Raw genomic sequence first — 16975 nt, 5'->3', positions numbered from 1 at the left:
ACGCGCGCCGCCGTCAGCGTTGATCCGGCGGCGGAGGCGGCGGTGGCGGATGATCCTGCATCCAGCGCCGACGCTGTTCGGGCGTCATGCGCTTCCATTCGCGCCGCAGCGCCTCGCGCTGTTCGGGCGACATCGACTGGAAGCGCTCGTAGGCATGATGCAGCGCCCGCCGTTCCTGCGGCGACATGTGCTCGTAGCGGCGATGGTTGGCGCGCGCTTCGCGGCGCTGCTCGGGTGTCATCTGTTCCCAGCGCGCGATGCGCTCGCGGATGCGTTCGCGCCGTTCCGGCGGCAGGGTCTTCCAGCGTTCGGCGCGGTGCAGCATGCGCTGCTGGTGCTGCGGCGACATGCGATCCCAGCGCGGCCGCAGCGGCGCCAGTATCTGCCGGGTACCGGGGTCGAGCCGGTCCCACGGCACCGGCGGGCCGGGATCGCGGGCGTCCATGCGATGCGGCGGCGGTGGCGGCATGGGCGGTTCATGCGCGGCCAGCACCGGCGAGAAGCCGATCAGCAGCAGGGCGGTGAACAACCAGTTCGTGCGCAGCATGGTCAGCCTCCGCGAGCGGTGTGCGAAGTCGTGGTCGATTGCTGGGCCAGCCAGGCGTAGAAGTCCATGTCCTCGTACAGCGCCGGGTCGGTGCTGTCGGGATCGGGCGGCAGGCTGTCGCTGGCGTCGGTGTCGTTGGTGGCGGTGCTGATCGCGGTGGTCGATGTGGTGGCGTGGCGCGCGGGATGCGGCGCGGACGGCCAGATCATCACGACCGCGAGCAGGCAGGCGGTGAGGGCGCCGGCCGGTACCAGCCAGCGCCCCAGCTGCGGACGCTCGGCTGCTTCCAGCGCCGTGCGGCGCGCTGCGCGCAGACGCGCGGCGGTGGCCGTGTCGACTTCGTCGCCGGTGCGCCGGTACAACGCACGCAGGCGGTCCTGGAATTCATGTTCGGTTTGCGGACTCATTGCCAGTCCTCCAGTTGATCTCTCAGGCTGTGCAGGGCGCGCGACAGATGCGTCTTCACGCTGCCCTCCGAGCAACCCATGGCCGCGGCGGTCTCGGCCACGCTCAGTTGTTCCAGCGTGCGCAGCATGAACGCTTCGCGCTGGCGTTGCGGCAGTTGCTGTACCGCTTCGCTGACCGCTTCCCAGGCCTGCTGGTCGGCGAGCTGGCGTTGCGGTCCCGGTCCGTGATCCGGCGGCTCCCAGACCGGCATGTCCTCGCCCTGGTCGTCGCGGCCGCCGCTGAACCAGTTCACCATGATCGAGCGCACCTTGCGGCGACGCTGCAGATCGGTGATGCGCCGGCGCAGGATGCCCCAGAACAGCGGCGTCCATTCGTCGGCCGGCTTGTTGCGGTAGCTGCGCACCAGCCGCAGCATCGCGTCCTGCACCGCATCGTGGGCTTCCTCGGGGTCGCCCAGGGCAAGCTTGGCCATGCGCCACGCGCGGCGTTCGATCTGCGCCAGGAAGGCGTCCATCGATACCGGCGTCGACGGTGCGCGCTCGTCGGCAGTCAGCGAGGCCGTTGCGTTCACGTCCACGAGCTCCTCGGCTTCATGTTTTGGATCCGTGTTCACGTCTCGTATCCGTTAACGCATGAGGTGGCATCGGGGTTGACCGGCATCGCACCCGGCGGGCTGGCCCGGCGCGCGGCTTCCCGTATGATGGGCCGGCAGTCCGATCCGCATCCACGCTCCGGGGGCACCGATGATCGACGGGTTTGTAGCACTGTACATCTTCATGCTGGCGGCATTCACCGGCTACGAGATCATCGCGCGTGTGCCGGTGATTCTGCACACGCCGCTGATGTCCGGTTCCAACTTCGTTCACGGCATCGTGCTGGTCGGCGCGATGGTGGCGCTGGGCCATGCCGACGGACCGCTGGATATCGCCATCGGCTTCATCGCGGTGGTGCTGGCGGCGGGCAACGCGGTCGGCGGCTACGTGGTCACCGAGCGCATGCTGGAGATGTTCAAGTCCAGCCGGCCGGGCGGCGCGAACGGGGAGAAGGGCTGATGCATGCCGATGTCCTGACGCGCTGGCTGCCGGAGGCGATCCGCGCCTGCTATCTGATCGCGGCGCTGCTGTTCATCCTCGGACTCAAGCGCATGAGTTCGCCGCGCACGGCGCGCGGCGGCGTGGTGTGGGCGGGCGTCGGCATGCTGCTGGCGGTGCTGGCGACGCTGCTGTTGCCGGGGATGCATCATCTCGGCCTGATCGTGCTCGGCATCGCCGTGGCCGGCGGGCTGGCCTGGTGGTCCGGCAAGCGCGTGGCCATGACCGACATGCCGCAGATGGTGGCGCTGTACAACGGCATGGGCGGTGGCGCGGCGGCGGCCATCGGCGTGTTCGAGCTGGTCGGCGCGGCGCGTGTCGCTGCCATGGGCGGCGTCGACGCGATGGCGCCCGCGGCACTGGTGCTGGCGGTGCTGGGCGTGCTGATCGGCGCGGTGTCGTTCTCCGGTTCGCTGATCGCCTTCGCCAAGCTGCAGGGCTGGATGGACCGGCGCTTCGTGTTTCCGGGCCAGCAGGTCTTCAATGTGCTGATCCTGCTGCTGGCGGTCGTGCTCGGCGGCGTGCTGATTTTCGCGCCGCCGGCGATGGCGGTGATCGCCGGTTTCCTGCTCGCGGCACTGGCGTTCGGCCTGTTGATGACGCTGCCGATCGGCGGCGCCGACATGCCGGTTGTGATCTCGCTGTACAACGCGCTGACCGGTCTGGCCGTGGCCTTCGAGGGTTTCGTGCTGCAGAACGAGGCGATGATCATCGCCGGCACCGTGGTCGGCGCGGCCGGCACGCTGCTGACGCAGTTGATGGCCAAGGCCATGAACCGCTCGCTGGGCAACGTGCTGTTCGGCAGCTTCGGCGCGGCCGCTGGCGAGGCGCAGGCGATCGACGGTGCGCAGAAGGAGATCGAGGCGCCGGACGCGGCCGTGATGATGGCCTACGCCGAGCGCGTGGTGATCGTGCCGGGCTACGGCATGGCGGTGGCTCAGGCGCAGCACAAGATCTGGGAGTTCGCGCATCAGTTGATCGAGCGCGGCGTGAAGGTGCGCTTCGCCATCCATCCGGTGGCCGGTCGCATGCCGGGGCACATGAACGTGCTGCTGGCCGAGGCCGGCGTGCCCTACGACCTGATCGTGGACATGGAAGACGTGAACCCGGAATTCCCCAACACCGACGTGGTGCTGGTGATCGGCGCCAACGACGTGGTCAATCCGGTGGCGAAGACCGATCCGGCCTCGCCGATCTACGGCATGCCGGTGCTGGACGTGGTGGCGGCGAAGCAGGCCATCGTCATCAAGCGCGGTCGCGGCAAGGGTTTTGCCGGCATCGAGAACGCGCTGTTCTACGCCGACAACACGCGCATGCTGTTCGGCGACGGTCAGGCCATGGCCGCGCAGTTGGTCAGCGAGTTGAAGAGTCTGGACGCCTAGGCGGTTTTGCCGCGGAGGGAGCCGCGCCACGCCAGGAAGCCGGCCAGCGCGGCGGCAACGAGATAGACCGCGATCGCGCCGGGACTCAGCGAGATCCAGGCCAGATGCGCCAGCATGCCGCTACCGGCGCGGTGCAGCGACTGCATGTAGGTCATGCCGAAGGTGCCGGCGAGGTCGGCGGCGGCCAACAGGAAGCGCATGTAGCCGCAGGCCACCAGTGTCGCCAACACGGCCAGCACGGCGGCGGGCCAGGACGCATCGATCACCCAGTGGCGCATGACGTGACCCAGCAGCAGCCCCAGCGGCAGCGCCAGCCACACCGTGGCCTGCAGTTGCGGGGCGAACAGGTCCAGCAGCAGCCACAGCGCGCCGGCGGCCAGCGCGATCATGGCGGCGCTGAAGGTGGAGAACAGCAGCGTCAGCAGCGATGTGGAATGGGTGTTCTCGGGCATGGATCGGCCCATGGGATTCCTCCTTGTTCGAGGGCGCATGATAGCGCCTGCGCGCCCATCCGCAGGAGGCCCTTGGTGTGGGGACGGAGCGGCCGCATGTCATAATGGCCGATCCCATCCAAGTCTCCATGCCATGTCCGGTTTCAGTCTCAGCAGCGAACCCTTCACTCTGCAGCGCGATTGCGATGCGGTGATGGTGCCCGTAGGCGAAGCCGTGGTGCTGCCAGCGGGGCAGATCGGCTACATCACCCAGGCGCTGGGCGGCAGCTTCACGGTCTACGTGGAAGGCAATCTGTTCCGCATCGCCGGGCAGAACGCCGATGCGCTGGGCAAGGAACCGCCGGCGCCGATCGAACTGGCCGACGACGCCAGCGACGAGGACGTGGAAAAGCTGGTCTGGTCGCAGCTGCGTACCTGCTTCGATCCGGAGATTCCGGTCAACATCGTCGAGCTCGGGCTGGTCTACGACGTCAGCCTGGAACCGGCCGAGGACGGTTCGCGCACGGTCTACGTGAAGATGACGCTGACCGCGCCCGGCTGCGGCATGGGCGACATCCTGGTCGACGATGTGCGCACCAAGCTGGAGTTGATTCCCACGGTGTCCGAGGCCGACGTGGACATGGTGTTTGATCCGCCGTGGAATCAGTCCATGATGTCGGACGCCGCCAAGCTCGAGACCGGCATGCTCTGAATCGGCGGCCGGTTCGGTGGCGAGCGCAGGCGTTCAGTCCGGCGCATGGCGCGTGCGGACGGTGTCCGGAGAGCCGCATGAAGAAGATCCGCTGGTACGGTTGGGCCGCGATGCTCGGCGTCACGATGCTGCTGGTCGATGTCTACGCTCATGCGGGGCTGCTGGAAGAGCCCGTCGTGGGCGTCGCGATATCCAGGCAGGCGCGCCTCGAATCGCCGTTGATGCATACCTATCTGGTCGCCGGGCGCCATGCCCTGCGTTGGACGCCGTTCATGCGCGCGTCGTCGCGACGTCTCGCCGCTGCCGCGTGGGGCGACGCCTTCGCCTCGATCCGTGAACATCCCGAGCGCGCACTCTACGTACTCGATAACGAATCGCGCGGGGTGGTGCGCGGCGTACTCGCGCCGATGTACTGGGGCGCGCCCCTGTTCCTGCTGATTGCGCTGATCGGCTTCGCCTTGCGTCCGCGTGCGATTCACACACTCGGCGCTCATCCAGGCTGACATCCTTTCCGGTAATGCACATATTCGGAAAATAATCGCCGGGCGCGTTTAAAACGCGGGCCTTTTCATACGTGATTCGTGAATTATTAATCACTCCTGAATATGAATTTGGAAAAACTCCTAGCGTTCGCTTGACGGCATTTTCCCGACTGCTCTAGGTTGTGCATGCCGCATTTCGTGGGGAGACGAAGTGCGGTGCTCCGAAACGATGTCTTGGGGGACATCGTCGTCGCCGTAATTCACGTTCAATAACGCTCTCTCGGGATGCAGGGGGAGGGCGCGTTATGTATTTGAACGTTTCGGAGCTGCAAGGCAATCAGCCGCGGCAATCGCGGTTCACTCACGCCTGATGGCCATGCCGTCACGAGGACGCATGGCAGCGTCGGGCACCTTGGAGGAGGTTGTACCCAATGCCTGGTAGTTTTCGCTTGAATATCCTGGTCGCAGCCATGGGGCTGGCCGCGTTTTCGACGGCCCATGCCGCGACCACGGAACATCTGCACGCACGGACGCTCGGCGTCACGCCGTCCAGCCAGATCGCCAACACGCTCGGTCTCGGCAACGGCATGTCGTTCAAGGCGCGCAATAGCCGTCCGACGCGTCACAACACCACCACCGTCCGCATGCAGCAGATGTACAACGGCGTGCCCGTGTACGGACGCAGCATCGCGGTGGAACAGAACGCGCACGGGCAGGCCCTGATGGCCAACGGTCCGGTCGCGGACACCCTCAATCTCAGCGCTTCGGCCATGCGTCCGTCGCTGACCACGGATCGTGCAGTCGAGGTGCTGCGCGGTCATCACAATCCGTTTATGGCGCCGGGTCAGTCGATCCACAACGCCAAGGCGGATCTGTATGTCTACCCCGAAGGCCAGGGCCAGGCGCGCCTGGTCTATCTGACTTCGTACTTCGCCGGCGGCGACCAGCCGACCCGTCCGACCGCGATCATCGACGCCAACACCGGCGAGATCGTCAAGCAGTGGGAAGGCCTGACCACCGCCGATGGCTACGGCCCGGGCGGCAACCAGAAGACCGGTCAGTACCAGTACGGCACCGACTATCCGGCGCTGGTCGTCACCGCGTCCGGCAGCACCTGCTCGCTGTCGAACGCCGATGTGAAGACCTACAACATGAACCATGCGATGTCCGGTTCGGGCACGCTGGTCAGTTTCCCGTGCTACACGCACACCGGCGACAGCATCAACGGCGCCTACTCGCCGACCAACGATGCGCATCACTTCGGTCAGGTCGTGCACGACATGTACAACAATTGGTTCGGCGCGCCGCCGCTGAACTTCACGCTGGTCATGAAGGTGCATCTGGGCAACAACTACGAGAACGCGTACTGGGACGGCTCGGCGATGAACTTCGGCGACGGCGCCAGCACGTTTTATCCGTTGACCTCGCTGGACGTGACCAGTCACGAAATCAGCCACGGCTTCACCGAGCAGCACTCGAACCTGCAGTATTCGGGCCAGTCCGGCGGCATGAACGAGGCCTTCTCGGACATGGCAGGCGAAGCGGCCGAGTACTACGACCGCGGCAGCAACGACTGGCTGGTGGGCGCCGAGATCATCAAGAACGGCACCGCGCTGCGCTACATGTGCAACCCGACCCAGGACGGTTCGTCGATCGACAACGCGGCGGACTACTACAGCGGTCTGAACGTGCATTACTCCAGCGGCGTCTACAACAAGGCGTTCTGCACCCTGGCCAAGACCTCCGGCTGGAACACCAAGAAGGCCTTCGAGGTGTTCGAGCGCGCCAACGCGCTGTACTGGACCTCGACCGCGACGTTCAACAGCGGCGCCTGCGGCGTCGAGAGCGCCTCGGACGATCTGGGTTACAGCACCAGCGACGTGGTCAGCGCCTTCAACGCCGTCGGCGTGAGCTGCCCGAGCGGCGGTGGCGGCGGCGGTGGCGGTACTGGCGGTTCGCTGCAGAACGGCACCCCGGTCACGCTGTCCGGCAGCCAGGGCGCGTGGAGCCCGACGTACACCGTGCAGGTGCCGTCCGGTTCGAGCAATCTGGTCATCTCCACCTCCGGCGGCAGCGGCGATGCCGACATGTATGTCCGTCTGGGTTCGGAGCCGACGCTGAGCAGCTACACCTGCCGTCCGTATAAGAACGGCAACAGCGAGAGCTGCAGCTTCGCCTCGCCGTCGACCAGCACGTACTACGTGAAGCTGTACGGCTACAGCAGCTACTCGAACGTGTCGCTGAAGGCGACCTGGACCGCACCGAGCGGCGGTGGCGGCGGTGGCGGGTTCTATGACAACCCGACCAACGTCAACATCCCGGACCAGAGCACGGCCAGCAGCTACATCACCGTCAGCGGTGAAGCCAACCCGGGCCCGAGCGACCTGCAGGTGCATGTGAAGATCGTCCACACCTACCGTGGCGACCTGCGCATCACGCTGTACTCGCCGAGCGGATCCAGTGTCGTGCTCAAGAGCCCCAGCGGTTCGGACGGCGCCGACAACGTCGATCAGACCTACACGGTCAACACGTCCAGCTTGAACCCGAACGGTCAGTGGCGTCTGAAGGTCGACGATGTCTACTCCGGCGACACCGGCTACATCGATGACTGGAGCCTGCAGTTCTGAGGCTTCGCCCGCACAGGGACGTGCGGGTTTTGCTCGATCCAAATGCGGACCCGGTCCGCCATGAGGCGCAGGACGCGCTTCGTGTTTAAACGCCCGGCCATGCGATATGGCCGGGCGTTTCTGCATCCGGGCACTCTTTGCCGAATTCGTGTACCGGATTATCGGGCCTTGCTATATAACTAAAGTGGTAATCCGGATATACGTACGTCGTGCAATTTTATGCATGGTTAAAAATGCGAATTAGCGCATATTTTTCTATGCACATAATCCTCACTCTGAGGATAAGCACGAGAAAAACAAAGCCAAGGGATTTGGCAAAGCATTCCGCCAAGCGAACGTGTACAGCGAAGCACTCGTCCATCGTGTCAGTCATGGAGGCTGGGGGACAGCGATGAAACGGGCGTGCGGAAGATCGATGGGTAGATAAGACGAGAGCGATTGGGCTCATGAGCACAGGGGCACGCAAGGGCCGCTACGGGCGAGCTTGTGCCTCATATACGGAGGAGAAACCATAATGCGAAGCAGTTTTCCACGTTTGAAGATGCTGGCCGCCGCCGTCGGTCTGGCTGCCGCGGGTACCGCGATGGCCGCCAGCGGGCAGGCCTCGGACATGGCCACCGCGCAGTCGCCGGTCATCGGCCATGCCATGCATCTGAATGCGAAGCAGGCCGCGCTGGGCAGCGTCGATGCATCGCAGCTGATGCACATCTCGGTGGCGCTCAAGCTGCGCAACCACCAGGACCTGATGAACTTCATTGCCGCCGCGCACGAGCATCTGTCGCCGCTGGCGCAGACGCACCTGTCGAAGGCGCAGTTCATGCAGAGCTACGGCCCGACCAGCGCGCAGGCGCAGAAGGTCGCGAACTACCTGCGTCGCTACGGTTTCCAGAACGTCACCATCGCCGGCAACAACATGCTGGTCTCGGGTGACGCGCCGGCCAGCGTCGTGCAGTCCGCCTTCCATACCTCGCTGCAGCGCGTGCGCACCAAGAGCGGTCGCGTGGCGTTCGCCAATGCGTCCGACGTGCACATCCCGGCTTCGCTGAGCAGCTCGGTGCTGTCGGTGATCGGTCTGCAGGACGTGTATCGTCCGCACACCTTCGCGCATGTGATGAGCGGCGCCAGCACGCAGGCTGTGACCGGCCACAACCCGACTGACTTCTCCGCCATCTACGGCGGCACCGGCGTCGCCACCGGCGCGGGCGTGACGGTCGGCATCATCACCCAGGGCAGCCTGACCCAGACCAAGACCGACCTGAACACCTTCACGTCGAACAACGGTCTGCCGACGGTGACCACGCAGACGGTCAACACCAACGGCACCAGCAGCGACACCAGCGGTGTCGACGAATGGAACCTGGACAGCCAGGACGTCGTCGGCGCGGCCGGCGGTCAGATCGGCAAGCTGATCTTCTACAACATTCCGACCCTGTCCAACACCAACTTGACCGCGGACATCAATACCGTGGTCAGCGCCAACGCGGCCAAGATCATCAACGTGTCGCTGGGCGAGTGCGAGACCTCGGCGCAGGGCGACGGTTCGGCGGCGGCGCAGGACCAGGCGTTCCAGCAGGCCGTGGCCCAGGGCCAGACCTTCTCGATCTCCACCGGCGACTCCGGCGCGGACGAGTGCGGCAACGGCGGCACCACGCCGAGCTGGCCGGCGGCTTCGCAGTACGTCATCGCGGTGGCGGGCACCACGCTGAATGCGTCCAGCACCACCTGGAACAGCGAGACCGTGTGGAGCGGCAGCGGCGGCAGCGAGAGCACCTTCGAGCCGAAGCCGAGCTGGCAGACGCTGTACAGCGGCAGCCATCGCGGCGTGGCCGACGTGGCCTTCGACGGCGATCCGAACTCGGGCGCCAAGATCATCGTCAACGGCAGCACCACCCAGGTCGGCGGCACCAGCCTTTCCGCCCCGATCTTCTCGGGTCTGTGGGCTCGCGTCATCGCCACCAAGGGCACCAGCGTCGGCTTTGCCGGTCCGCTGCTGTACCAGCTGCCGGCGTCGGACTTCCACGACATCACGTCGGGCAACAACGGCGGCTCCACGGCCAGCACCGGCTATGACCTGGCCAGCGGCCGCGGCAGCCTGATCCTGTCCAACGCCATCGGCGACATCGGTGGCGGCGGTGGCGGCAACAACCCGCCGACCGCGAACTTCAGCGATTCGGTCAGCGGCCTGACCGTCAGCTTCACCGATGCGTCCAGCGACAGCGACGGCTCGATCGCCTCGCGTTCCTGGAACTTCGGCGACGGCTCGACCTCGACCGCGACCAACCCGAGCCACACCTACGCCGCCGCCGGCACCTACACGGTGACCCTGACGGTGACGGATAACGGCGGCGCGACGGATACCAAGACCGCTTCGGTCACGGTGTCGAGCGGCGGCGGTGGCGGTTCCAGCCAGCTGCTGGGCAACACCGGCTTCGAGAGCGGTTCGGCCTCGCCGTGGTCGCTGAGCTCCGGCGTGCTGTGCAGCAACAGCACCTGCTCGGGCCAGTCCGCGCATGCCGGATCCTGGTTCGCGTGGCTGGACGGCTACGGCTCCTCGCACACCGACACGGTGTCGCAGACCGTGACCATCCCGAGCGGCTACAGCTCGGCGACGCTGAAGTACTACCTGCACATCGACACGGCCGAGACCACGTCGTCCTCGGCGTACGACAAGCTGAAGGTGCAGGTCTACAACACGTCCGGCTCGCTGCTGAAGACGCTGAAGACCTACTCGAATCTGAACGCCAACAGCGGTTACGCCGCGCACACGTCGGACCTGTCCGCATACGCCGGCCAGACCGTGGTGATCAAGTTCACCGGTACCGAGGACTACTCGCTGCAGACCTCGTTCGTGCTGGACGACATCACCCTGACTGTTCAGTAAGCGCTACACCCGGGCCGGCACATCGCCGCCGGCCCGGTCATCCGCAGTGCCTGCGCGGAAGCGTGGGCATCGGCAAGGACGCCGGGTCTCCCCCCAGACCTGCTACACGGATGTTCGCGTCATGGAGGACGCTTGTTGCCCGGCCTTGCAGCCGGGCATTTTTTTGCCTGTGGCGCGAGGAACTGGCGCTTCAGGCGCTCGGGATTTCCTCGAAGCGGTTGGCGTCGCGGTTCTTGCGCACGCGCATCGGGTCCCACACGCGGCCGTTCATGGCGATCCATACGCCGTCGCCCAGCGTCTGCACCGCGCCGACCGCGCAGCCGATGTTGAAGACCGCGTCCGAGCCCTGGAAACGGGCCGGGTTCAACGCGCCGGTGAGGACGATGGTCTTGCCCTCGATGCCCTGCAGCATGCGTGCGGTATCGACCATGGAATCGGTGCCGTGGGTCACCAGCACATGCCGGTGCGGCTGCGCTTCGATGGTGCGGCGGATCAGCTGGCGGTCGTCGTCGCTCATGTCCAGGCTGTCCTTGCGCAGGATCGACACCACGTCGAAGCGGAAGCCGACGCCGAGCTGGCCGAGGATGTCGCCGATCTGCGGCGCGCCGATCTGGTAGTCGGACTTGGCGTCGAAGTAGATCTTGTCGATGGTGCCGCCGGTGGTGACGATGGTCAGATGCTGCATGGGGAAGTCCTGAAGTCGGGCGTGTCGTGATGGCGAATGTCTGGGCGCGGGTCGTGAAGTCCGCGTTTGCGCAGTCTCAGTCGAGCAGCGCGTGGGGATCGAGATCGTCGTCGACCAGCCGGTCGATGCCGTGAGCGAGGAAGCCGCGCAGCGCGGCGGCCGGACGCGCGTCGTCGCGTGTCCGCGCGTCGCGCGCGCTGGCCGCGAGCAGCGCCGCCGCCGCCGCACGGGCAAGCGTGATCGCCAGTCCGCGTGCGCCGGCCTGCAGTCTTGTCGGGTCGCCGTCATGCCGGGCGATGAAGTCCATGGCGCGAGCAAGCGCGTCGCGCACCGTGTTTCGGGCCTCGGTCTGGGCGTCGTCATGGCCCAGCCAGTCCTCGATGGCCTGCGTCAGCGGCTCCAGTCCGGTGGATGCAAGCGCGCGCAGCGTGTCCAGCGAGAGCACGTTGGTAGTGCCTTCCCAGATCGCATAGACCTGCGCGTCGCGCAGCAACTGCGGCAGGCCGGTGTCCTCGATATAGCCGGCGCCGCCGAAGCATTCCAGCGTCTCCGAGGCGATGGCCACCGACAGTTTGCCGGTCCACAGTTTCGCCAGCGGCGTCAGCAGGCGCAGCAGCTTCGCCTGGCCCGGCGAAGCCGCGCTGGCCTCGACCTGGCCGAGCAGTTCGGCCACATGGAAGGTCAGCGCGAAGGCGGCCTCGAACTCGGCCTGCATGTCGGCCAGCGTGCGGGCGTGCAGCGGCTGTTCGATCAGCGGGCGGCCGAAGGCCTGGCGACGTCGTGCGTAGTCGTTCGCCAACGCCAGGCAGCGCGCCATCGTGGCGGTGGCGCAGACCGCGTTCCAGGTCCGCGTCACGTTGAGCATCGGCGCGATCAGGCGCACGCCGTGGTCGAGCGCGCCCACCGGTTCGGCGGGTAGGCCTTCGAGATGGATTTCGGCGGTGGGCAGTTCGCGCGTGCCGAGCTTGTCCTTCAGGCGGTCGATGCGCAGCTCGCGCCAGCGGCCGTCGGCGTGCTTGGTCTCGACGTAGAACAGCGCCAGCGCGTCGGTGCCCTGGTCGGCGCCTTCGGGTCGGGCCAGCGCCAGCGCGGCTTCGCCGACCACGGCCGAGGTGAACCACTTGCGTCCGTACAGGCGCCACTGACCGTCGTCGTCGCGTCGCGCGACGGTGCCGGTGCGGCCCACGTCGGAGCCGCCGGCGGTCTCGGTCATCCACTGTCCGGACAGCCAGAACGCATCGGCGTCGCGGCTGAGGAAATGCGGCAGGGCGCGCGCGGCGAGGCGTTCGTTGCCGGACGCCTTGATTGCCGTGGCGGCGCCGTCGGTCATGGCCAGCGGGCAGGTGTAGAACTCGCTGGCCAGGTGGTAGAGGTACACGCGCATGAACTGTTCCAGCCGTCCGTGCGGGCCGGCTTCGGGGTCGTGCCCGGCGGCCAGCACGGCATGGCGCGTGGTCTGCACGGGACCCTCGCGCCACGCCGGCGTCAGTTCGATGCGGTCGATGCGTTCGCCCCACGGCCCCCACTGTGTCAGCACCGGTTCGCCGGGCGTGCTGTCGAGCCGTCGCGCGTAGGCCATGCAGGCGTAATCGCCCAGCGCGGTCAGATCGGCCACGAGCGCGGCACGGCGCTCGGCGGGCACGCGTCGTTCGATCAGGGCCTGCAGCAGGCGATCCTGGTGGAACGGATGCGGCAGTCGTGGGGCGTCCTGCAGGAATTCCATGACGGTCGGCGCAAGCGATGGAGACTGCGATTATAGACGCCGCGAGGGCGCAGCCGCTGGCGTCAGGTCCGCTTGCGGCGCTGCACGCCGGCGCCGAGCGCGAAGATCAGCAGCAGGCTCAATGCGATCTGGACCGAAGCCAGCACGCGTTCGTTCGGCAGCGACCAGGCTTCGGCCACGCCGTGGGAGAAATAGAACAGCGCCACGATGCCCGCCCACAGCAGCGCGCGCGCCGGACGGCGGATCGCCAGCAGCGGCAGCAACAGCGGCAGCAGGGCCAGGATCAGCACCGCGCTCAGCGGCTCGTGCGGATCGGGGGCCAGCCAGGCATGCCAGACCGGTTGCAGCACGATCAGCCCGATCCAGCCGAGATAACCGGTCATGCGCGCACGGCGCTGGCGTGGACTGAGGGTGAGCGCGTCGGCGCTCATGCCGGAGCTCCCAGACGGCGCGCGACATCGGCTAGGCGTTTGCCCAGGGCGCGCGCCAGGTCGCGTTCGTGTTCGCTGACGGAAAGTTCGTGCTGCGCGCCGGCCAGGTGGCTGGCGCCGTAGGGCGAACCGCCGGTGCGCGTGGTGTTGAGCGCGGCCTCGGTATACGGAATGCCGACCAGCAGCATGCCGTGGTGCAGCAGCGGCAGCATCATCGACAGCAGGGTCGATTCCTGGCCGCCGTGCATGGTGCCGGTGGAGGTGAACACCGCGGCGGGCTTGCCGGCCAGCGTGCCGGAGGCCCATTCCGCGCCGGTGCCGTCGAGAAAATGCTTCAGCGGCGCGGCCATGTTGCCGAAGCGGGTCGGGCTGCCCATCGCCAGGGCCGCGCATTCGGCCAGGTCCTCGCGCGTGACGTAGGGCGCGCCGTCCTCGGGCTCCGGCGGCTGCGCGACCTCGGTCACCGGCGCGACCGGCGGCACCTGCCGCAGTCGCGCATGCATGCCTGGCACTTCCTCGATGCCGCGCGCGATCAGCCGCGCCAACTGCGCGGTGGCGCCGCTGCGGCTGTAGTAGAGCACCAGAATGTCCTGGTCCATGGGTTCTCCTGCATGTTCGGGAGGCGGGCATCGGCGGTCCCGGCGATACGCTCGCCATGTGTAGGACGTTCATCCCCGATGCGCTAGTCTGCCCATGATATTCCACCGGGGAGTCCGCATGTTCCGGCGTTTCGATCGCGACCGCGGTATCGCCTTCGCCCGCTTCGTCTGGCAGCGGTTCTGGGACGACAAGTGCTTCGAGACCGCGGGCGCGCTGTCGTACACCACGCTGTTCGCGCTGGTGCCGTTGACGGTGGCCGTGATCAGCATCCTCACCGCACTGCCGACGTTCCACGGCTGGACCGAGGTGCTGGCCAATTTCCTCTTCCGCAACTTTGTCCCGGCGGCGGGCGACGCGGTGCAGAAGTACGTGCTCGAATTCGCCGGCAACGCCAGCAAGTTGACCGGCATCGGCATCTTCGTGCTGCTGTTGTCGGCGCTGATGATGATGTCCAGCATCGAGGAGCGCTTCAACCGCATCTGGCGGGTGCAGACCAAGCGCTCGACGGTGTCGCGCTTCATGATGTACTGGGCAGCGCTGACGCTGGGGCCGGTGCTGGTGGTGGCGGGGCTGACGCTGACGTCGTATCTGGCCGCGGTGCCGCTGCTCGGCCGCGTCAGCGATGGCATGGAGTTGAAGCGCCATCTGCTCGGCGTGCTGCCGTTCCTGGTCAGCGTCGCCGGTCTGTTCGGCATGTACTGGTTGATTCCCAACCGCAAGATCAAGCGCCGCTACGCGTTGGCCGGCGCGGTGTTGGCCGCGGTGCTGTTCGAGATCGCCAAGTGGGCGTTCGCCGCGTACGTGCGCGGGGTGCCTTCATACCGCGAAATCTACGGCGCGCTGGCGGTGGTGCCGATCTTCCTGGTGTGGATCTACCTGTCGTGGGTGATCGTGTTGCTGGGGGCGTCGATCACGGCCTCGATCGCGGCCTTCGACTACCGTCCGCACGAGGAACGGCTGCCGGAAGGCGCGGAATTCCTCGGTCTGATGCACCTGCTCAAGCACTTCGTGGTGGCACAGCGGCATGGGCATGCGCTGGGCGAGAGCGGCCTGAAGGTGTGCGAGCGCTTCGTGTCCGACGACCTGCTGCAGCGCTACCTCGGCGACCTGCACGAGGCGGGACTGATCCGCCGCACCGAGGACGACGAGTGGGTCATGACGCGCAGCCTCGACACGTCGACCCTGATGGAAATCTACGAGGCCGGGCGCTATCGTCTGCCCCTCGACGAGCCGTTGCTGCAGCGCTTCTGTCAGGGTCTGCCCGAACCGCTGCGCCAGCACCTGAGCGCGTTGACCCAATCCCTGCGCGACAAGCTCGGCGTGCATCTTTCCGAGCTGTTCGTGTTCCCCCCTGCCGACGCCGGTCGCTCCGGCGCGGACGCAAGAGCGGAATCTCCATGAAACGTCTGTCCCTGTTGATGCTTCTCGGCCTGTTGCTGGCCGGTCTGACGGCCGGCGCGTACGCTGACGGCGCCAAGAAGACGCCGGAGCTGAAGGTCGCCACGCTGGCCGGCACATCCTTCGATCTGGCCGCGCAGCGCGGCAAGTGGGTCGTCGTGAACTACTGGGCGACCTGGTGCCGTCCGTGCATTCACGAGATGCCGGCGCTGTCGAAGTTCGTCGACAGTCATGCCGATGTCGTCGCCATCGGTCTGGCCTACCAGGATGCCGATCCGGCCGAACTGAAGGCGTTTCTGGCCAAGCATCCGGTCAGCTATCCGATCGCCAAGGTCGATCCCGCGAACCCGCCGGCCGCCTTCGCCGCGCCGCTGGGCTTGCCGACCACCTACGTCATCGCGCCGGATGGCACGGTGGCCAAGCGCTTCGTCGGTCCGATCACGCCCGCCGACCTGGAAAAGGTCGTCGGCGCGGCGAAGTGAGCTCGTCATGAGCGCGGCGCGCTTTCTGGTGTCGGGACGGGTGCAGGGCGTGTTCTACCGCGCCTCGACCCGCGAGCAGGCGCTGCGTCTGGCACTGGACGGTTCGGCGATCAATCTGGCCGACGGCCGCGTCGAGGTCGTCGCATCCGGTACGGCCGATGCGCTCGACGCACTGGAGCGCTGGCTTCGACAGGGGCCGCCCGCGGCCAAGGTGGACGCTGTCGAACGCATGCCGTACTCGGCGGCGGTGGCGCCCGGTTTTCGCACCGGCTGAAGCGAAGTCAGTCGCGGTCGCCGATCCAGAACGACGGATCGGCCAGCCGCTCGCGCTCCGGCGCTTCGCGCAGCGCGGGCAGTTCCGTGATCGGACTCGGCACCGACGTGTCCGGCAGCCGGTCGAGCAGGTGGCGAATCAGCGTCAGTTGGCCGCGGCGCTGGTCGTTGTAGTCGACCACGAACCAGGGCGCGTGCGCCGCGTGGGTGCGTTCCAGCATGACGTCGCGCAGGCGGCCGATCTCGGCGTATTTTTCGCGCGCGGCGACGTCGATGGGCGACAGTTTCCAGCGTTTCAGCGGATCTTCGGCGCGCTCGGCGAAGCGCGTTTCCTGTTCGGCCTGGTCGACGGCCAGCCAGTACTTCAGCAGCAGGATGCCGTCGTCGGCCAGCATGCGCTCGAAGATCGGGCAGTCGTCCAGAAATTGCGCGTACTGCGCCTGCGAGCAGAAGCCCATCAGCGGTTCGACGCCGGCGCGGTTGTACCAGCTGCGGTCGAACAGCACGAATTCGCCGGCCGCGGGCAGGTGGGTGACGTAGCGCTGGAAATACCACTGCGTACTTTCGCGGTCGCTCGGCTTGGGCAGGGCGACCACGCGGTAGCTGCGGGTGTCCAGATGCTCGGTGATGGCGCGGATGGTGCCGCCCTTGCCGGCCGCGTCGCGGCCTTCGAGGATCACCAGCAGACGCTTTCCGCTGGCGCGCAGCCAGCGGCTGACGCCGACCAGTTCGGCTTGCAGGCCTTCCAGCGCGTCTTCGTAGTCCTTGCGTTTCATCGGCCCGCCTCCGTCGCGATGATCGCAGCGTAGCAGGCGGCGCGGC

18 protein-coding genes are annotated in these 16975 nt (G+C 66.9%); 9 read left to right on the top strand and 9 right to left on the bottom strand.

Annotation, left to right across the window (positions count from 1 at the left end; translation table 11 throughout):
• Positions 1-13: 13 nt before the first annotated feature.
• From LF63_RS11375 to LF63_RS11365, 3 genes are read right to left on the bottom strand one after another with little or no spacing between them, the layout of a single operon-like run.
• A complete protein-coding gene (locus LF63_RS11375) occupies positions 14-547 on the bottom strand; it encodes a DUF3106 domain-containing protein (protein WP_043101912.1) in 534 nt (177 codons plus the stop codon).
• A 2-nt stretch (positions 548-549) separates the two neighbouring features.
• The gene (locus LF63_RS11370) at positions 550-954 is read right to left on the bottom strand and encodes a hypothetical protein (protein ID WP_043101910.1); all 405 of its coding nucleotides are present in this window, start codon (positions 952-954) and stop codon (positions 550-552) included.
• Entirely contained in the window at positions 951-1469 is a 519-nt protein-coding gene (locus tag LF63_RS11365) for an RNA polymerase sigma factor (RefSeq protein WP_081945273.1), read from the bottom strand. Before LF63_RS11365 ends, LF63_RS11370 begins: the two co-directional genes overlap by 4 nt.
• 229 nt (positions 1470-1698) lie before the next feature.
• On the opposite strand from LF63_RS11365, the gene LF63_RS11360 reads away from it, so the two are divergent.
• Positions 1699-2007, top strand: a complete 309-nt coding sequence (locus LF63_RS11360; protein WP_043101907.1) for an NAD(P) transhydrogenase subunit alpha part 2 — start codon at positions 1699-1701, stop codon at positions 2005-2007.
• The gene (locus LF63_RS11355; protein WP_043101905.1) at positions 2007-3428 is read left to right on the top strand and encodes an NAD(P)(+) transhydrogenase (Re/Si-specific) subunit beta; all 1422 of its coding nucleotides are present in this window, start codon (positions 2007-2009) and stop codon (positions 3426-3428) included. The genes LF63_RS11360 and LF63_RS11355 overlap by 1 nt, the downstream gene beginning before the upstream one ends.
• Here LF63_RS11355 and LF63_RS11350 read toward each other — a convergent pair.
• Positions 3425-3892 (bottom strand): hypothetical protein, encoded by a 468-nt coding sequence (locus tag LF63_RS11350; RefSeq protein WP_052394989.1) that lies wholly within the window; start codon positions 3890-3892, stop codon positions 3425-3427. The two genes, LF63_RS11355 and LF63_RS11350, sit on opposite strands and share 4 nt — an antisense overlap.
• 121 nt (positions 3893-4013) lie before the next feature.
• Here LF63_RS11350 and sufT point away from each other — a divergent pair, with 121 nt between their 5' ends.
• From sufT to LF63_RS11330, 4 genes are all read left to right on the top strand, one after another.
• Positions 4014-4571 carry a putative Fe-S cluster assembly protein SufT gene (gene sufT / locus LF63_RS11345; protein ID WP_043101902.1) on the top strand — a complete coding sequence of 186 codons (558 nt, stop codon included), beginning with the start codon at positions 4014-4016 and terminating at the stop codon, positions 4569-4571.
• Positions 4572-4648: 77 nt separating this feature from the next.
• Positions 4649-5074, top strand: coding sequence for a hypothetical protein (locus LF63_RS11340; RefSeq protein WP_043101898.1), 426 nt, complete (start codon positions 4649-4651; stop codon positions 5072-5074).
• A 428-nt stretch (positions 5075-5502) separates the two neighbouring features.
• Positions 5503-7680 (top strand): M4 family metallopeptidase, encoded by a 2178-nt coding sequence (locus LF63_RS11335; RefSeq protein WP_338047255.1) that lies wholly within the window; start codon positions 5503-5505, stop codon positions 7678-7680.
• A gap of 514 nt (positions 7681-8194) precedes the next feature.
• On the top strand, positions 8195-10561 hold the full coding sequence (locus LF63_RS11330; RefSeq protein ID WP_043101892.1) for a protease pro-enzyme activation domain-containing protein: 2367 nt from the start codon (positions 8195-8197) through the stop codon (positions 10559-10561).
• Positions 10562-10751: 190 nt separating this feature from the next.
• Here the strand turns inward: LF63_RS11330 and LF63_RS11325 are convergent, their stop codons facing one another.
• The 4 genes from LF63_RS11325 to wrbA form a co-directional block, all read right to left on the bottom strand.
• The gene (locus LF63_RS11325) at positions 10752-11246 is read right to left on the bottom strand and encodes an asparaginase domain-containing protein (RefSeq protein ID WP_043101889.1); all 495 of its coding nucleotides are present in this window, start codon (positions 11244-11246) and stop codon (positions 10752-10754) included.
• Between the two features lie 76 nt (positions 11247-11322).
• Positions 11323-12969: an acyl-CoA dehydrogenase family protein gene (locus tag LF63_RS11320; protein ID WP_043101886.1), complete on the bottom strand. Its 1647-nt coding sequence runs from the start codon at positions 12967-12969 to the stop codon at positions 11323-11325.
• 62 nt (positions 12970-13031) lie between these two features.
• The gene (locus LF63_RS11315; protein WP_235205314.1) at positions 13032-13400 is read right to left on the bottom strand and encodes a DUF2069 domain-containing protein; all 369 of its coding nucleotides are present in this window, start codon (positions 13398-13400) and stop codon (positions 13032-13034) included.
• Positions 13397-13999: an NAD(P)H:quinone oxidoreductase gene (wrbA, locus tag LF63_RS11310; protein ID WP_043101884.1), complete on the bottom strand. Its 603-nt coding sequence runs from the start codon at positions 13997-13999 to the stop codon at positions 13397-13399. The genes LF63_RS11315 and wrbA overlap by 4 nt, the downstream gene beginning before the upstream one ends.
• A 118-nt stretch (positions 14000-14117) precedes the next feature.
• Between wrbA and LF63_RS11305 the strand changes: the two genes are divergently transcribed.
• The 3 genes from LF63_RS11305 to LF63_RS11295 are packed head-to-tail and all read left to right on the top strand — an operon-like array spanning position 14118 to position 16154.
• The gene (locus LF63_RS11305) at positions 14118-15401 is read left to right on the top strand and encodes a virulence factor BrkB family protein (RefSeq protein ID WP_043101881.1); all 1284 of its coding nucleotides are present in this window, start codon (positions 14118-14120) and stop codon (positions 15399-15401) included.
• Complete coding sequence (locus tag LF63_RS11300; RefSeq protein ID WP_052394987.1) at positions 15398-15880, top strand: TlpA family protein disulfide reductase; 483 nt, start codon at positions 15398-15400, stop codon at positions 15878-15880. Before LF63_RS11305 ends, LF63_RS11300 begins: the two co-directional genes overlap by 4 nt.
• A gap of 7 nt (positions 15881-15887) precedes the next feature.
• On the top strand, positions 15888-16154 hold the full coding sequence (locus LF63_RS11295; protein WP_043101878.1) for an acylphosphatase: 267 nt from the start codon (positions 15888-15890) through the stop codon (positions 16152-16154).
• Between the two features lie 7 nt (positions 16155-16161).
• Here LF63_RS11295 and ppk2 read toward each other — a convergent pair whose 3' ends face one another.
• A complete protein-coding gene (gene ppk2, locus LF63_RS11290; protein WP_043101877.1) occupies positions 16162-16929 on the bottom strand; it encodes a polyphosphate kinase 2 in 768 nt (255 codons plus the stop codon).
• Positions 16930-16975: the final 46 nt, after the last annotated feature.

Source organism: Oleiagrimonas soli, assembly GCF_000761445.1.
Lineage (GTDB): Bacteria > Pseudomonadota > Gammaproteobacteria > Xanthomonadales > Rhodanobacteraceae > Oleiagrimonas > Oleiagrimonas soli.
Note: the sequence above shows the minus strand (reverse complement) of the source record. Positions and strands in the feature narration are given on the sequence as shown.

What these genes read in the sequence shown, in the direction of transcription:
- LF63_RS11330 (WP_043101892.1), top strand. Translation starts at nt 8,195, where the DNA reads ATGCGAAGCAGTTTTCCACGTTTGAAGATGCTGGCCGCCGCCGTCGGT.
- LF63_RS11350 (WP_052394989.1), bottom strand. Translation starts at nt 3,892, where the DNA reads ATGGGCCGATCCATGCCCGAGAACACCCATTCCACATCGCTGCTGACG.
- LF63_RS11360 (WP_043101907.1), top strand. Translation starts at nt 1,699, where the DNA reads ATGATCGACGGGTTTGTAGCACTGTACATCTTCATGCTGGCGGCATTC.
- LF63_RS11375 (WP_043101912.1), bottom strand. Translation starts at nt 547, where the DNA reads ATGCTGCGCACGAACTGGTTGTTCACCGCCCTGCTGCTGATCGGCTTC.
- LF63_RS11295 (WP_043101878.1), top strand. Translation starts at nt 15,888, where the DNA reads ATGAGCGCGGCGCGCTTTCTGGTGTCGGGACGGGTGCAGGGCGTGTTC.
- LF63_RS11340 (WP_043101898.1), top strand. Translation starts at nt 4,649, where the DNA reads ATGAAGAAGATCCGCTGGTACGGTTGGGCCGCGATGCTCGGCGTCACG.
- LF63_RS11370 (WP_043101910.1), bottom strand. Translation starts at nt 954, where the DNA reads ATGAGTCCGCAAACCGAACATGAATTCCAGGACCGCCTGCGTGCGTTG.
- LF63_RS11305 (WP_043101881.1), top strand. Translation starts at nt 14,118, where the DNA reads ATGTTCCGGCGTTTCGATCGCGACCGCGGTATCGCCTTCGCCCGCTTC.
- wrbA (WP_043101884.1), bottom strand. Translation starts at nt 13,999, where the DNA reads ATGGACCAGGACATTCTGGTGCTCTACTACAGCCGCAGCGGCGCCACC.
- LF63_RS11320 (WP_043101886.1), bottom strand. Translation starts at nt 12,969, where the DNA reads ATGGAATTCCTGCAGGACGCCCCACGACTGCCGCATCCGTTCCACCAG.
- sufT (WP_043101902.1), top strand. Translation starts at nt 4,014, where the DNA reads ATGTCCGGTTTCAGTCTCAGCAGCGAACCCTTCACTCTGCAGCGCGAT.
- LF63_RS11365 (WP_081945273.1), bottom strand. Translation starts at nt 1,469, where the DNA reads ATGGACGCCTTCCTGGCGCAGATCGAACGCCGCGCGTGGCGCATGGCC.
- LF63_RS11355 (WP_043101905.1), top strand. Translation starts at nt 2,007, where the DNA reads ATGCATGCCGATGTCCTGACGCGCTGGCTGCCGGAGGCGATCCGCGCC.
- ppk2 (WP_043101877.1), bottom strand. Translation starts at nt 16,929, where the DNA reads ATGAAACGCAAGGACTACGAAGACGCGCTGGAAGGCCTGCAAGCCGAA.
- LF63_RS11315 (WP_235205314.1), bottom strand. Translation starts at nt 13,400, where the DNA reads ATGAGCGCCGACGCGCTCACCCTCAGTCCACGCCAGCGCCGTGCGCGC.
- LF63_RS11325 (WP_043101889.1), bottom strand. Translation starts at nt 11,246, where the DNA reads ATGCAGCATCTGACCATCGTCACCACCGGCGGCACCATCGACAAGATC.
- LF63_RS11300 (WP_052394987.1), top strand. Translation starts at nt 15,398, where the DNA reads ATGAAACGTCTGTCCCTGTTGATGCTTCTCGGCCTGTTGCTGGCCGGT.